This is a genomic window from Flavobacterium sp. LC2016-13 (genome assembly GCF_009707955.1).
In the GTDB taxonomy this organism is placed as follows: domain Bacteria; phylum Bacteroidota; class Bacteroidia; order Flavobacteriales; family Flavobacteriaceae; genus Flavobacterium.
In genome coordinates this window covers 799,194-814,635 of the sequence record NZ_WMDQ01000001.1, presented here as the reverse complement: position 1 = coordinate 814,635, position 15,442 = coordinate 799,194, and the positions used below count along the sequence as shown (strand labels likewise).

Annotated in this window: 15 protein-coding genes; 6 read left to right on the top strand and 9 right to left on the bottom strand. The window is 33.3% G+C overall.

Annotated elements, in window-relative coordinates:
- Positions 1-122 precede the first annotated feature (122 nt).
- The 5 genes from GKZ86_RS03575 to GKZ86_RS03555 form a co-directional block, all read right to left on the bottom strand.
- On the bottom strand, positions 123-449 hold the full coding sequence (locus GKZ86_RS03575; RefSeq protein ID WP_154781722.1) for an MGMT family protein: 327 nt from the start codon (positions 447-449) through the stop codon (positions 123-125).
- Positions 450-644: 195 nt separating this feature from the next.
- A complete protein-coding gene (locus GKZ86_RS03570) occupies positions 645-1,283 on the bottom strand; it encodes a LysE family transporter (RefSeq protein ID WP_154781721.1) in 639 nt (212 codons plus the stop codon).
- 41 nt (positions 1,284-1,324) lie between these two features.
- The gene (trmB, locus tag GKZ86_RS03565) at positions 1,325-2,002 is read right to left on the bottom strand and encodes a tRNA (guanosine(46)-N7)-methyltransferase TrmB (RefSeq protein ID WP_059114995.1); all 678 of its coding nucleotides are present in this window, start codon (positions 2,000-2,002) and stop codon (positions 1,325-1,327) included.
- Between the two features lie 138 nt (positions 2,003-2,140).
- A complete protein-coding gene (locus GKZ86_RS03560; protein WP_154781720.1) occupies positions 2,141-3,523 on the bottom strand; it encodes an ammonium transporter in 1,383 nt (460 codons plus the stop codon).
- Positions 3,524-3,785: 262 nt separating this feature from the next.
- Positions 3,786-4,277 (bottom strand): nuclear transport factor 2 family protein, encoded by a 492-nt coding sequence (locus tag GKZ86_RS03555; protein WP_154781719.1) that lies wholly within the window; start codon positions 4,275-4,277, stop codon positions 3,786-3,788.
- Between the two features lie 365 nt (positions 4,278-4,642).
- Here GKZ86_RS03555 and GKZ86_RS03550 point away from each other — a divergent pair, with 365 nt between their 5' ends.
- Positions 4,643-5,305, top strand: a complete 663-nt coding sequence (locus GKZ86_RS03550) for a hypothetical protein (protein ID WP_154781718.1) — start codon at positions 4,643-4,645, stop codon at positions 5,303-5,305.
- Between the two features lie 195 nt (positions 5,306-5,500).
- On the opposite strand, the gene GKZ86_RS03545 is transcribed toward GKZ86_RS03550, so the two are convergent.
- Positions 5,501-5,815 (bottom strand): HPF/RaiA family ribosome-associated protein, encoded by a 315-nt coding sequence (locus tag GKZ86_RS03545; protein WP_154781717.1) that lies wholly within the window; start codon positions 5,813-5,815, stop codon positions 5,501-5,503.
- Between the two features lie 443 nt (positions 5,816-6,258).
- Here GKZ86_RS03545 and GKZ86_RS03540 point away from each other — a divergent pair, with 443 nt between their 5' ends.
- The 4 genes from GKZ86_RS03540 to GKZ86_RS25430 all read left to right on the top strand — a co-directional run bounded on the left by GKZ86_RS03540 (position 6,259) and on the right by GKZ86_RS25430 (position 8,974).
- Complete coding sequence (locus GKZ86_RS03540; RefSeq protein ID WP_154781716.1) at positions 6,259-6,492, top strand: hypothetical protein; 234 nt, start codon at positions 6,259-6,261, stop codon at positions 6,490-6,492.
- A 302-nt stretch (positions 6,493-6,794) separates the two neighbouring features.
- A complete protein-coding gene (locus GKZ86_RS03535) occupies positions 6,795-7,001 on the top strand; it encodes a helix-turn-helix domain-containing protein (RefSeq protein WP_089477728.1) in 207 nt (68 codons plus the stop codon).
- Positions 6,994-7,953, top strand: a complete 960-nt coding sequence (locus GKZ86_RS25435) for a DNA/RNA helicase domain-containing protein (protein WP_230328235.1) — start codon at positions 6,994-6,996, stop codon at positions 7,951-7,953. The genes GKZ86_RS03535 and GKZ86_RS25435 overlap by 8 nt, the downstream gene beginning before the upstream one ends.
- Complete coding sequence (locus GKZ86_RS25430; protein ID WP_317173540.1) at positions 7,940-8,974, top strand: DNA/RNA helicase domain-containing protein; 1,035 nt, start codon at positions 7,940-7,942, stop codon at positions 8,972-8,974. The genes GKZ86_RS25435 and GKZ86_RS25430 overlap by 14 nt, the downstream gene beginning before the upstream one ends.
- Positions 8,975-9,234: 260 nt before the next feature.
- Here GKZ86_RS25430 and GKZ86_RS03525 read toward each other — a convergent pair whose 3' ends face one another.
- Positions 9,235-11,697, bottom strand: a complete 2,463-nt coding sequence (locus GKZ86_RS03525) for an AsmA-like C-terminal region-containing protein (protein ID WP_154781715.1) — start codon at positions 11,695-11,697, stop codon at positions 9,235-9,237.
- Positions 11,698-11,959: 262 nt separating this feature from the next.
- On the opposite strand from GKZ86_RS03525, the gene trxA reads away from it, so the two are divergent.
- On the top strand, positions 11,960-12,277 hold the full coding sequence (gene trxA, locus GKZ86_RS03520; protein WP_041516662.1) for a thioredoxin: 318 nt from the start codon (positions 11,960-11,962) through the stop codon (positions 12,275-12,277).
- A 251-nt stretch (positions 12,278-12,528) separates the two neighbouring features.
- Here the strand turns inward: trxA and GKZ86_RS03515 are convergent, their stop codons facing one another.
- Together GKZ86_RS03515 and GKZ86_RS03510 are read right to left on the bottom strand one after the other, a co-directional pair.
- On the bottom strand, positions 12,529-14,604 hold the full coding sequence (locus GKZ86_RS03515) for an ATP-binding protein (RefSeq protein WP_154781714.1): 2,076 nt from the start codon (positions 14,602-14,604) through the stop codon (positions 12,529-12,531).
- Positions 14,601-15,308, bottom strand: a complete 708-nt coding sequence (locus tag GKZ86_RS03510; RefSeq protein WP_154781713.1) for a LytTR family DNA-binding domain-containing protein — start codon at positions 15,306-15,308, stop codon at positions 14,601-14,603. The genes GKZ86_RS03515 and GKZ86_RS03510 overlap by 4 nt, the downstream gene beginning before the upstream one ends.
- Between the last annotated feature and the right edge of the window lie 134 nt (positions 15,309-15,442).

Sequence of the window (15,442 nt, the reverse complement as noted above, 5' to 3'; positions counted from 1 at the left end):
CAAGGTTTTCAAAACCTTGTAGGTATTCTGCACGTTGTGATTGAAGAATTTAAACCTACAAGGTTTTGAAAACCTTGCAGGAACCGCTAAAACGAACTTATATCACTTATATGGGGAAAATTTTAAAGTTCAACTTCAGGTTTCCAAAAATGTTTATCGAAATCTACAATTTGATTGTTTACGACTTTAATGCCTTCACTTTCGAGAAGTTGCTGCATTAAATTGGTTCCGTCAAAGTGAAATTTCCCTGTTAAAAGTCCTTTTTGGTTTACGACTCTGTGTGCCGGAATATCATCCATGTTGTGGCAGGCATTCATCGCCCAACCCACCATTCGTGCAGAACGCGCTGTGCCTAATGCTCTTGCTATTGCGCCATAAGAAGTTACTTTTCCGTACGGAATTTGTCTGGCGATCACATAAACTCTTTCAAAAAAATTCTCTTCAGCCATACGTTGTATTTTTTGCCATTCCTGATAGCTATCGGGATAAAAGATTAAAAATGATTCGTTAATGAAATTTTCACGCAGATTTTGCAGATTTAAGCTGATCTAAAAGGATTTTCAATTTAATTTTAATCTGCTTAAATCTGCGTGAAACCAAATTTTTAAAATCATTTTAATCTTTGAAATCTGTGGCATATTTTTTTACCCGAAATAATAATTCAATATATTAAAAAGCGTCACGATAGCAACTAAGCCGGTAATGCTTCCGATAATAGTATTCATATTACGCATCAAATAATCGGTTTTCTTTTCTATTCTTCCAAAGAAAGCAATATAACTGTATAAAACAGCAAATGATCCTAAAACAGAACCCAAAACAAAAGTAAGAATAACATTGGATTCAAATACAAAAAGATGATATGAGGCCAAAGTAACGCTAACCACAACATAATACGGAATCGGGAAGAAGTTCAAACCCGAAAGTAACATGCCTAAAAAGAAACGGCTTTTTTTGCTGCTTTTTTTAATCTTCGATTTTTTTTTGGTTTTTGGTTCTTTTGCGATAAACAAAAAGTAAATCGTTAAAATGGCAAAAATAACAAATCCAACTTCACGCAATAAAGTTACAACGTCTGGTCTGTTGTCGATTACGTGAGCAAATAAAACAGCCACATAAACCTGAAAAAAAATCACTAAAACCGCTCCGATTACAAACCATAAAGCATTCTTTTTTCCCTCTTTCAAATTTATTTTTGCAGCTGTCATGTTTATTAAACCGGGCGGAATAATTCCGATGAAAGCGGCAATAAAACCTGAAAGTAAAGGAGTAAGTAATGCCATTCAGTTGATTGATGGGTTAGAAAATTGTTTTCAAAATTAAATTAATCTTTAATTTTGAAGCGAATATACGTAATTGCCTTATTAATTTCTAAATATTGTTTTTCATAAAAAGTCTGAAAAGCAGTAACTTCTTCCGGACTTCCTTCATTTGTATATACATTATGATTTGCATATAAAACTTCGTGTCCTTCTCCGTGCAGCAAACCTAAAGTATAACCGTGCATAAATTCGCTATCGGTTTTAAGGTTTACAACACCATCTTTTTTAAGGATTTTTTTATACAATTTCAAAAATTCAGAATTCGTCATTCTGTGTTTTGTTCTTTTGTATTTGATTTGCGGATCCGGAAAAGTAATCCAGATTTCGTCTACTTCATTTTCGTTAAAAATATGATCGATCAATTCGATTTGAGTACGAATAAAAGCAACATTATGCAGGCCGGTTTCAACAGCGGTTTTAGCACCTCTCCAAAAACGGGCACCTTTAATATCAATTCCGATAAAATTTTTGTTAGGATATCTTTCTGCCAATCCAACAGAATATTCTCCTTTTCCACATCCTAATTCTAAAACTAAAGGATTATCATTTTTAAAGAAATCAGAGTTCCATTTTCCTTTTAGAGGCATTAAATCGCCTACAACTTCTTCTCTGGTTGGTTGAAAAACGTTTTGAAATGTCTCGTTTTCTCTGAATCTTTTTAGTTTATTTTTACTTCCCACTTTTACAAAAATTTTCAGCAAAATTAAGGAATATAAACGAATGAAAACAGTGCAATTAGGTTTTAAAATTTTTAGCCACGAATTCACGAATTATTTTAAAAACAAAATTCGTGAATTCGTGGCTAAAAAAATATATTTTTACCCGTAATGCGGTTCAGTAATTGGTTTTAATTTGGGATCAAGTGTTTCGTCGTGTTGCGATAAATCAAGTCCGATATGTTCGTTTTCCTCAGAAACACGAAGCGGAATAATGAAATTCGTTACTTTAAATAAGAAATAAGCTCCGAAGAAAGTAAAAATAGAAACCAAAACCAATGCCATCATATGATGTGCAAATACGTTCCAGCCGCCGTGTAATAAACTCGCATCTTCGCCGTGAGCAAATATTGCAGTCAAAATCATTCCCATAATTCCACCAACACCGTGACAGGCAAAAACGTCTAAAGTATCGTCAAATCTTTTAGAAAAACGGCAATTTACAACCGAGTTAGAAACCAAAGCCGTAATGAATCCGAAGAACATACTTTCAGGAACAGAAACAAAACCTGCAGCAGGCGTTATAGCAACCAAACCGACAACAGCGCCAATACAAGCACCCAAAGCGGAAACTTTTCTGCCATTCATTCTGTCAAAGAAAACCCAGGTTAACATGGCTGCGGCCGATGATGTTGTTGTTGTGGCAAAAGCCATTGCGGCAGTTCCGTTCGCGGCAAGCGCAGAACCGGCATTGAATCCGAACCAGCCAAACCATAACATTCCTGTTCCTAATAACACAAACGGAATATTGGTTGGAATATGATCGCTGTTTTTTCTTTTTCCTAAAACCAGAACTCCGGCCAAAGCCGCAAATCCTGAACTCATGTGTACTACCGTTCCTCCGGCGAAATCTTTTACGCCAAAATAACTGCCTAAAACGCCTGTTGGATACCAAACTGAATGGCATAAAGGCGCATAAATAAAAATGGTAAACAAACTGATGAAAAGTAAATACGATATAAAACGAACGCGTTCTGCAAATGAACCCGTAATAATTGCAGGAGCGATAATGGCAAATTTCATTTGAAACAAAGCAAACAGCATAAACGGAATCGTACTTGCCAATTTTTTATGAGGCAAAACGCCTACATAATCCATAAAAGCAAAAGTGGTTGGATTACCAAAGAAACTGTAAAAATGTTCTCCTGAACCAAAACCTACAGGATCTCCAAAAGCGAGACTAAAACCTACTACAACCCATAAAAGTGTTACAACGCCCAAACAAATAAAACTTTGTAACATAGTCGAAATAACATTTTTTCGGCCTACCATTCCTCCATAAAAAAAGGATAATCCCGGAGTCATGATCAAAACGAGACAACAAGAAGTTAACATCCAGGCAACATCGGCAGGAACAATATGTTCTGTAGTGCCAAATTCAGATAAAACATAACTATTTTCAGTAACCGTTGGCCAAAATGCGCCAGTAATGCAAACAATGCTTATTATGATAAAGGAAATGATCCAGCGTCTTTCTATTTTCATTTTTCAAATACTTTAAAGAACCCTATTTTTTTTGGGGTCAAAGTTAAAAAAAAATACAGATTTTGATTTTCAGTGCCGTTAAAATAGAGGTTGCCGTGTGATTTTAGTCAATATTTTAGATTTTGCTTTCTTTTTTTGATAGTTTGTTATTTTTGAGTTCCAAAAACAAGCCGTTATTGCTAAATATATTAAAATGAAATCGATACGTTGTTTTGTAAAGTGCTAGAAAAGTTAGGATTATAATAAGAAAGCCCGAAAATGTTTATTTTTTCTTAAGCTTGTCTATCAAAACATCTTCAACAGGCGATTTTATTTTGGTTACTGCATCAACTTCATCATTGGGAATTGTCATTGATAAAACATAATGTTGAATTTTCCATTCTTTGCCCACTTTTATCAAAACTCCGGATCCGCGGCAAATTTTCATTTGCGTATTCAGCAATTCATCAAACCAGGCAATTTTTCCGCTTTTATCAAAAAAAATGTGACGCTCAAGAGCCGTAAAATTCCACGTTGTTCCTTTGTCGAAAAAAGGTTTTGCCCAGGTTTTAAATTCTGGTTTTGTCCAGTTTTCTGTGGCATCTGTTCCAATATAAACAGCATCGCTTGCCAGTACATCAAAATAAGCTTCAAATTTTACATCGGCAGCAGCTTTGTGCCAGGTATCAAGGGTTTGATTGATTTTTTCTTTTTCAGCATTTTGTGCATTTGCGAATGTTGCAACGAATAAAAGTAGTAGAATTGATTTTTTCATGAGTGATATTATTTGAGTTTAAAGGTAAGAATGATTTTTTAGACGATAGAAAGTTTCACGCAGATTTTGCAGATTTAAGCGGATGTTTTAAAGTTTATTGTCCATAAATTAATTTCGCAAAGTCGCAGAGTCGCAAAGTTTTTGCTACAAATTATTTCACGCAGATTTTAAAAGATTTAAGCAGATATATGCAGATGATTTTTTAAAAGTGATTTTTAATTAAAAAGAAATCTGCTTAAATCTGTGTAATCTGTGTGAAACAAAACTTCGAGACTTCGCGAGAGATAATAAGTTAAATCTTAAAATCTCTTATATTACTTATATGGTTTAATTACTATATTTGAGAGCTTTTAAAATCTACAATCATGAATTCAAAAATACTTATCAGTTCGTTAGTTCTTTCTTCAATACTTTTTATTTCTTGCAAAAAAGAATTAGAACCTCAGGAAAACACACCAACATCAGAATTGGTAAAACTAGGATTAATGAAAGATACGACGAAAGTTAATTCTGTAGTTCAAACACAGCCTGCAACAAATCCAAATACGGTTTTGAGTTCAAATGCCGGATTAAATCCTGCACACGGACAACCGGGACACCGTTGTGATATTGCCGTTGGTGCGCCATTAAATTCGGCTCCAACGCAAGGACAAACAACAACAACACAGCCAACACAAAGCGTTCAGGTAAATGCGCCGCAACAAAATGTAGTTACAACAACTACAACAATTGCTGCTCCTGTAAAAGTAGGAAAAGGAATGAATCCGTCGCACGGACAACCCGGACACCGATGTGATATTCCGGTTGGAGCGCCTTTAAATTCGCCTGTAGCGGCAAAACAAACAGCTGCTGCGCCACAAGGCGGAAGCAGTTCGCAAACCTTTACAGTAACTCCGCCCGCAAATAATAATGTTCCGGCTTTATTAAGTACCGAAACCCCAACCGTTGCCGAAGGAATGAATCCTGCACACGGACAACCTGGACATCGTTGCGATATTCCCGTTGGAGCTGCATTACCAAAATCTTAGAGGAAGGTTCAAAGGTCCAGAGGTCCAAAGGTGCAAAGAAAAAAACCTTAGAGCCTTTAGTGTGTTTGTAGCGATATTGCCGTAAAAGTGCCACTGCCAAAATTTTAAAGAAAATGTACACAGATACAAAGTAACAAAGGTACAAAGATGCTAAGAAAACCTTAGAGCCTTTGTTACTTTGAACCTTTAAAAAACTTAATGTGCATTCATTTTTTCGAAAGTGGTAGTAAGTGATTTTTTTGCTTTTGCCAAAGCGCCACTAAAAGCTTTTTCAAGCGTATCGGCGTGTTCTGTTACGGTTAGCGGTTGTAGTTTTGCTGTACGAACTTCGATCACGCATTTTTTATCATTTAAGCTAAATTTCTCTCCGTTTTCGTCTCCAAAATGAACTTCTACGCGAGTTATTTTTTCTTCAAAACGGGCTAATCCTTTTTCTAATTCTTCAGAGAAATAAGTTGCTAATCTTTCGTGTCCTTCAATGTTTTTGTCTGTATTGATTTGAATCTTCATATTGGTTTATATTTTAATGATTGTTTCTCAAAGCTATTTTTTTTAGATTGAAAAGCCAAGCGAGTTAATAAAACATTGTGAAATTTTTATGCGAATAACGAAACACAATTTTGTCATTCTGAGGAACGAAGAATCGCACTAGAAACTCCGTTCGCTATATGATTTCAGTAAATAAGAAATCTCCCGTATTGTCAGGCTGAGCGTAGTCGAAGTCCACGCAACAATAAGCAAACTGAAAATTAAAACCTTTTAAATTGATGTAGAAAACCCGCACAAATCAAAGTGTTTTTTAATATCTTCGCAGTCCTAAAACTTTCAGATTATGAACATGACTAAATTTTTGCCCGTGTGGTACGCTGGCGGTATTGGAAACAACTGCAACGCTCTGAAAGGCGTAGGACAGCTAACCCATACGGGTTTTATATTTCCTAAATTTTCAGATTATGAGTGTAAACAGCCTTTCAAAAAAAACAGAATTGCAGTTAAACGAATTTTTCAATCAATCGATCGATCCTAAAAGCTTTGCAAAAGCAATTCGAAGAGTAAATTATCTTCTCGCTATATCTCTAATGCGAGAATGCGAAACCTTGCAAATCGATACAAAATCAGTTGAACAAGGTTACTATTTGTTGAATGAATTAGCCGAAATTCTAAATCCTTATCTGGATACTGAATAATTAAAAGTATTGAAAAAGCCACTGTGAAGTGGCTTTTTTTATTTTGTGTTCTTAATTTTCACCTGCTTTGTTATCCTGACGGAGGAAGGATCACACACGGAACTCGGTAAAGATTGGCGATTTACTTTGTGGAATTTCTAGTGTGATCCTTCCTCCGTCAGGATGACAAAAATGAGAATAAAACTAAAAGAAGCACCACAAGATTTTTTTTTATTTAACATAGGAATTTTATTTCAAAGGCAAATAAAAAGCCGACTATACTCCGTTGTTTTAGAGTCTACGTTTTGCAACTTTTGTTTACTATGGATATTAAGCAAAAATTTGGACTCAAAATTAAGGAGCTTAGAAAACTCAAAGGATTATCTCAAGAAAAGCTAGCCAATTTAGCTGAGATAGATCGCACTTATTTACCAACTATTGAAAAAGGTGAAAGAAATGTTTCTATTGAAGTTGTTGAACGATTAGCAAATGCTTTAGAGGTTAAAGTAAAAGACTTATTCGATGAATAGGGCTTATTACTCAAATTTCATTAATGATTTTATAGTTGAAAATAATGATAGCATTTATGGGAAAATATCTGGCAACTATGATTTGAATAAGTTGACCATTCAACAATCTAATGCATGGAAAACTCAAATTGAAATTCTAAAACAAACTATTTTAAATTTTAAGGGAAGAGTTTACTTTGAATTTACTATTCCTATAATGGGTAAAAGAGTTGATAATATTTTAATTATTGATAATTGCATATTTGTTTTAGAATTTAAGATTGATTCAAATAGTTATGACAAGTACGCAAAAGACCAAGCTTTTGATTATGGATTAGATTTGAATAATTTTCACGAAGGAAGTCATGCTAAGAATATTATTCCAATTTTAATTGCTGATAAAGCAAGTAATGTAAATAATGTTTACAAAAAATCTCTGGATAATTTATACGAAACAATTGTAGCTAATGAAAATAATTTATCAGAAGTAATATCTGAATCTTTAGCAAAATTTAAAGATTTAGAAATTGTAAATGTTGACACTTGGGAAAATTCAATATATAAACCAACACCAACAATTATAGAAGCGGCTACAGCTTTATATAAAAAACATAATGTTTCTGAAATATCAAGAAGTGACTCAGGTGCAGAAAATTTATCTGTTACTTCAGAATGTATTTCTGAAATTATAGATTATTCAAAAAATGAAAGCAGAAAATCAATTTGCTTCATCACTGGAGTTCCTGGTGCAGGAAAAACATTAGCAGGATTAAATATTGCTAATTTACGTTCAAATTATGAACAGGAAGAACATGCTGTTTTTCTTTCAGGTAATGGTCCTCTGGTAGATGTTTTAAGAGAAGCTTTAGCGCGAGATAAAGTTAAAAGTTCTAGGGAAGAAAATTCGATTATAACAAAATCTTTTGCTAAATCTCATGTAAAATCATTCATTCAAAAATATTCATCATTTTAGAGATGCTTCTATAAAAGATGAAAAAGCGCCAATTGAAAAAGTTACAATTTTCGATGAAGCGCAAAGAGCATGGACAAAAGAACAAGCTTCAAATTTTATGAAGAGAAACAAAGGAATTTCAGATTTTAATAAATCAGAACCTGAATTTCTTATTGAAGTAATGGACAGACATAAAGATTGGTGTACAATAGTTTGTTTGATTGGAGGAGGACAAGAAATTAATACTGGAGAAGCAGGATTAGAAGAATGGATTAGACCATTTTCTGATAAATTTGAAGATTGGGATATTTATTATTCTTCTAAAATTGTTGAAGACGAAAATTATATCAAAGATAAAGATGCATTACATGTTTTAAATAAAAGGAAAGCAATAAAGAAAGATGAATTGCATTTATCCATCTCTTTGAGATCATTTAGAAGTGCTCAATTATCTAATTTCATTCAAGAAATTATCAATAATAATATTGAAAAAGCTAAAGAAGTTTATGAGCATTTTATAAAAAGAGATTATCCAATTAAGATAACTCGTGATTTAGATCAAGCAAGAAATTGGTTAAAAATATCGGTAAAAGGCTCTGAAAGAATTGGAGTTGTGGCTTCATCTGGAGGTATTCGCTTAAGACCTTTTGGATTAAACGTAAAAGCGAAAATTGATGCTCCAATTTGGTTTTTAAATGATAGCAATGATATTCGTTCTTCTTATTTTCTTGAAGAAGTAGCTACTGAATTTGATATTCAAGGATTAGAATTAGATTGGACTTGCGTTGCTTGGGATGGAGATTTATTTTATCACAACAATCAATGGAATTATAGAAAATTTAAAGGAACAAAATGGCAAAACATCAATAGTCTTGAAATTACAAATTATTTAATTAATTCTTATCGTGTTTTATTGACTAGAGCTAGACAAGGAATGGTAATTTATATTCCTTTTGGAAATAATGAAGATATTACAAGGCCAGAGTTTATGTATGATGGGACTTTTGAATTTTTTAAATCATTAGGAATTGAAGAGATTTAAATACTATTTCTAAAACATTTCTAATTCAGTAAATTTAAAAAAGCGTAATTTATGTCGAGCTACTTGTGGAGATTCCTCGTTCCTCGGAATGACAAGATTGGGGAAAATTTACAGTTGTTAGATAGCGTATGCGGTTAGTTTGTCATTCCGAGGAACGAGGAATCTCCCGCGAGTAACTCCGTAATCAAAGCCTCAATCTTTGTCGAATTTCGAGTCTGATTCCTCGTTCCTCCAAATGAAAAAAAATGCGATAAAAAAAGCTACTTATCCTTCTTCCCCCACTTAATTTTCATTTTCCCTTCATCATCCAAAGCAATTAAATGCAACACAAGACCGCGTTCGCGAACGGCATCGCGCTCGGCTTTGGTAGCTAGATTAATGTCATTTTTAGAATTTCGAAGAGGAATTGTGAGCGCAAGATTGGTTCCGCGGCCAAAAGAATAAATTCCTGCAGCATCCATATTTAAAACACTCGAACTTATTGTAAAATCACCAACATCTATTTGTTCTCCACGCATTTTAAGATTGCCGGATAAATCGCTGAATGTAATGTTTTTGACATCGCGAAACGGAAAAGCAAATTTGCCCACTTTTACAATAGGTTCAAAATTAAGCAAAGCGCCCTGAGTGACATTAAAATTCAGATTTCCGCGCATCGAGTTTGTAATCATTTCGCCTTTGCTGTTGATTAAAGCGCTAACATTGGCATTGCTGCTGAGTTTTCCGCGAATATTATTAGGATTAAAAGACTGAACGCCAAAGTTATTAAACGAGCGTAAAAAGCTCGCAATATCAACACGATTTACCTGTGCGTTTGAGGTAAAAATATAGTTTTTTCCCTGAGGCGTTAGCGCGCCACTAAAAATAACATTTCCGCCAGAAGTTTGCACAGAACCATTTTTGACCAACAATTGAGAATTTATCATCGTAATCGTGGCTTTGGTATTGGTTGCCGTCAGTTTATTATACGTAATATTATCTGCTTTGATGTCGATTACAACAGAACATTTTTCGATTGCAGTTCGCATTTGATTCGAAAGCGTACTTTTTTTCTTGGGTTGTTTTGTGGTTTTTCTTTTTTGGGAAACCGCCAAAACTGCCAGCAATTGTTTCACATCAATATTTGGGCAATAAACGTTCCAGTTTACGATCATTTTTTCTGGAGCATCGTAATAGAGATTCAGGAAATTATCGATCTTACCGTCAATGAAAATCGTATTTTTTTTGTGTTTGTAAGCGATTTTTTTAATCACCAGCGCTTTTTCGGTAAAATCGAGCTGAACGTTGGTTTTTATAGCGTGAACATCATTTGGAATATAATGAAATGAGGTATTGTTAACATTTACATTTCCTATAAAACGTGGTTTAGTAATGTATAAATCGACAATATCAAACTGAAATTTTAAGTTGGCCGTGGCGTGACCTTCCGTAAACTGAATCCATTTGTCGCTGCTAATTTCGTTTAGCTTTGTAACATCAAAATCAGAATTTACGATTCCGGTTGCGATTGGTTTTTCTAAATTATTGATAACAGCCTGCGGAATTTTAAGCGGAATATTGCGGTAATTACCCGTAAAATGACTCAGAATTATAGCCGAATTTGCATCGTTGAAACCTTCTTTTGGTTTAAAATTATTGGTAAAAATGCCTTTAAAATTACAATCCGTAATTAATCCGTCGGGAATACTCAATTCATTATTTTCAATTTTAGCCTGAACGACAATTCTCGGATCTCCTTCGGCATTAAAATCACCTTTGATATCGCAATTCACATCGATTTCCTTTTTTAAATCGAATCGGTTAAGCTTAGAACTTATGTTTGCCGATAATAAATTCGATGCATTTTGCCATAAAATACTAGTGTTAATATTGATTCCAAAAAGCGCATTTCCTTTAGCGAGATTGAAAAAAGCAATAATATCAAAAGCATCCGATCCTATTTTTAGGTTTTTCGTTACAACATCAATTCTTTCTTTTTCATCAGAATAAGCGACTGAAAAAGTTCCTATGAGTTCTTTTTGTTTGGCAAAACTTCCGTGAACAGTATTAAAGGCCAAACTGCTAATTTGAGTATCTAGAAAAACATCGGTTTGCCAATTGTCTCCATCAAAATCTACTTTCGATTTTAAGCTTTCAACATCAAAATCAAATAATTTATGACCAATGCGATTGTCTAACGTAAAATGAACATTGTTGAGGTCAATCTGATCAATTGTAGTTTCGGTTTTTGATTTATTTTTGGGTGTTTTCTTCTTTTTTGGTTTAAAAATAGTAGCATTCGAATATCCGTTTTCGGCTTTGTAAACATAAATATTAGCATCGTTTATCAATATTTTATGAATGTTGATGTCTTTTTGCAATAAACTCCAAACATTCAAACGCACTTCGATTTCTTCTGCTTTTAGCAACGTATGTTTGTGGGTTTGCCATTGTTTGTCTTTTATTTCAACATCTTTTAGAGCAAGGGTAAAGTTTGGAAAACCAGTTAAAAACTTATAATGAACATCGCCAATATGAAATTCTCCGTTTATGTTTTCATTAATTTTAGTGTTTATTTTGGCAATGATTTCGGTTTTATTCTGATTGAAATAAAGTGATAATCCGCCACATGCAAGAAGCAACAATGCAATAAGTATCAATATAAAAATACCAGCACGTTTGGCATACTTTTTAAAATGTGCCGATTGCAATGCGTTTTTTATTTGAAGTAAAGTTGCTTTCATCTGAATCAAAATTTCTGATTATTAAAGATACAATAAAAAGACAATGGCATTTCATAAACATGACACTCAGATAGTTGTAAGACAAAACTTATAAATAAGAATTTTAGTATTAATATAATTATTGACAATACATTTATAATTAAAACTAATTTACGAATGACGTTTGATTGGTTTTTAATTTCTAAATTTGTACTCAGTTAAAAACACATTTAAAAACTGTAACCCTGAGCATAGTCAAAAGGGATAACTTAAATAAAATATTATGGCATTAGCAATAACAGATGCTACTTTTGATGAAGTAGTTTTGAAATCAGATAAACCAGTAATGGTAGATTTTTGGGCAGCATGGTGCGGTCCTTGTAGAATGGTTGGACCAATCATTGACCAAATTAGTGAAGAATACGCAGGTAAAGTAGTTGTTGGTAAAGTTGATGTTGATGCAAACCAGGAATTCGCTGCAAAATATGGTGTGCGTAACATACCAACCGTTTTGGTTTTTCATAACGGTGAAGTAGTAGGAAAACAAGTAGGAGTTGCTCCGAAACAAACCTACGCTGATAGTTTAGACGCTTTGTTGTAATCGTAAGATTATAATTTATATTTAAAAAAGGTTTGACGAAAGTCAAGCCTTTTTTATTTGGTGTTTTTTTGCCACGAATTATAGTTTGTGTGGTTTTTTTTGTCACAGATTTCACACGTAAAATTTGTTTTCTCGCAGATTTTGCAGATTAAGCGGATTAAAAGTAAATCAAAAAAATCTGCTTAATCTGCAAAATCTGCGTGAAACTTAAATTTATAGACAAAGATTACATTCAATCTGTAGCAAACCTTTTAAAATATAATCGTAAAAGTTGTTCCTGAATCAGGTTGAGATTTTACTTCGATTTTGCAATTAATGGCCGTTGCCAAATCCCGAATTAGATGCAATCCTAAACCAGATTTGATTCCGATGACTTCTGAGTCGTCGTAAAGCGCTTTAAATTGTTCCTGAGTTCCACCGTGGCCATTGTCTGTAATCGAAAGATAAGTTTGGTTGTTTTCCTGCCAGGCTTTCCAGATTATTTTTCCGTTAGGCGTTTTATCGAGTGCTTTTATGGCATTTCCGGTTAAATTTCTGATGATGGTTTTTAGGTAATTTTCATCGGTAATCAAACTAATGTTTTCCGGATTTTCGAATATGATTTGGATGTCTTCAACGCTTGAAAAATGCTTTTCACTTTCTTCAAATAAAACAGCAATCGAAATTTTTTGAAGATGAGGTTTAAAGTTTTCCATTTGACCTTTGCTCCACAACAAAATATCTTCCATAGACGATAATAAATTCTCTGCGCCCGAAATTACTTTTGTCTGCATTCTTAAAGCAGTGGCTTCATCAATCAATTCAGGATTTTCTTTTTGAAGATGTAAAAAGTGAATTAAATTCGAAACCGGACTTCTTAAATCGTGATTCAGAATACCAAAAAAACGAGCTTTTACTTTATTGGCTTCGTCTAATTCCTGATTTAAAAGTTGTAGTTTTTGGTTGGTTTTCTTTCTGTTTTGATTCTGTCTAAAAAGCAATAATCCAATAATTGCAATCAATATAATTCCTGATATTAAAAAAAATCGTTGTTTTTTAGCCTCTGAAATCTGAATATTTTTGATGGTATTTTGAGTCGAAAGATTTTTTATTTCCTGCCCTTTGGTTTTATTTTGGTAACGAGCTTCGGCATTGGCGATATTTTGCTTAGCAGATTGCGCCATCATTTCGTCGTTGTTTTTGCTGTAGATTTCGTTGTAATAATAGGCTTCTTTCCATTGCCCCAGCGCCGCATAACTTTGAGATAATTTTTTATTAATGATTACAAAAGATTCTTTATCGTATTTTAAAGCCTTTGTTGATGCTTTCTTTAATACTTCGATTGCTTTTTTGTGTTCTCCTTTTTCATTCAAAACCTTTCCTAAAACAGTATTTGCTTCCATTATGATATCTTCATCATTCGATTTTTGTGCATACAAAACGGCTTTTTGTGCATAATCATAGGCTTTGTTTATTTTGCCTTCATTTGTAGAATGCTCAGACATACTTCTGTTAGCGAAACTTAAATTGATAAAAAGAGAATCTTTTATTGTTGGGTACGTGTATATTAGGTTGTAATATTTGCGAACACTGTCTTTTTCCTTTAATGCAACGTAGCTGTGCAAGTAATAATTGCTTAAAAAGGCACTAACATAAGGAGAGTTTTTTACGTACGGTTTTGCCTCATTAAAATATTCAATAGCCTTACTAAATTGCTTCATTTTGGTATAAGCGCTCCCAATTTGAAGATAAGATATGCCAATATTTTCCTCGTTTACTTTATTTTTTTTAAGCAGTTTTTTATATGAAATTGCTTTTAATTGATAACCAATAAAAGTTTCATATTCCGAATTATTCTGATAGTATTCGGCCAGACTTCCGTTTAGAACAGATTTTGTGCGATTGCTTTTTGTAGTATCAACAACTTGTTTAATGTATTTTGCCAATGATTTGCCTTTTGCAGTATCCTGAACAGAATAATAAATGTAATTAAGCCGCATTAAAGCAGTTGTTTCATTTTTTAGATTTCTGGCTTTTCTGGCATATTTCCAGGCTTGTTCATAATTAACCAATGCTTTTTGATATTGATTATTACTAAATTCATACGCACTTCCGCGTTGTAAATAGAATCGGCTTAAATAGGCGGGATGATTTTCAGAAATCTCAATTCCTTTTTGTGTGGCAGCAATTAATTTTGGATAATCTTCCTTGTCTAAAATTTCAGTGGTGTATTTTAACCAGACTTTGAGTTTTTCATCAATAGTTTGATATCGCCCTAAATTCGGTTCTTGTTGCGCAAAAGCAGAAAGACTTGTAAAAAGTAAAAACAAAAAACCTATTTTTCTCATGAGAACAGGTTTAGGTTTTCTTTATAACTTCTTCCAACAGGAATTGCAATGTTGTTGTTTAAAATAATTTCGGTTGAATTTATTTTCTGAATAAACTGTTTTTGAACGGCATAACTTCTGTGAATTCTAATAAAAGACTGAAAATGATCTTCTTTTAAAAGATTCCCAATACTCGACAAAACACAATGTCTTTTTTTATTGGTAATAATAAGTGTGTAATCTTTTAAAGCTTCGAGATATAAAATTTCATGCAGTTTTACTTTCGTTTGTTCATGACCTTCTTTAATATAAATAGTGTCACCGCCAATACTGGCCTCAAAAAGAGAAGCTTTGAGTTTAATTTCCATAAACTCTTCAATACGACTTACGGTTTGCGCAAAGCGATCTAATTTTAAAGGTTTTACGATAAAATCTAAAGTTTCGATTTCAAAACTTTCAACTGCATGTTCCGGATGTGCGGTTATAAAAATACAAGCAGGAACTTCTAATGCTTTTTTTCTGAATTCAATGCCGCTTAAACCCGGCATATCAATATCAAGAAACAAGATATCTATTTTTTGATTTTCGATAAACGGAAGCGCTTCTTCAGCCGATTCAAAAACACCTAAAATATCCAGAATCGGAAATTTTTTGGCAAACGATACCACCGTTAACCTGTCAATTTCGTCATCATCAATAATAATACAGGTGTATTTTTTGGTCATTTAATTCAATTTTACGTCGTCTGTCTATTTAAAATGTCGTCTGTCTATTAGCTGTTTTTAGGGCTGTTTTATTCCTGCAAATTTGCCTCAGAATTAATTCAACACACAAAAAAAAGGATCATTTATATCATTTT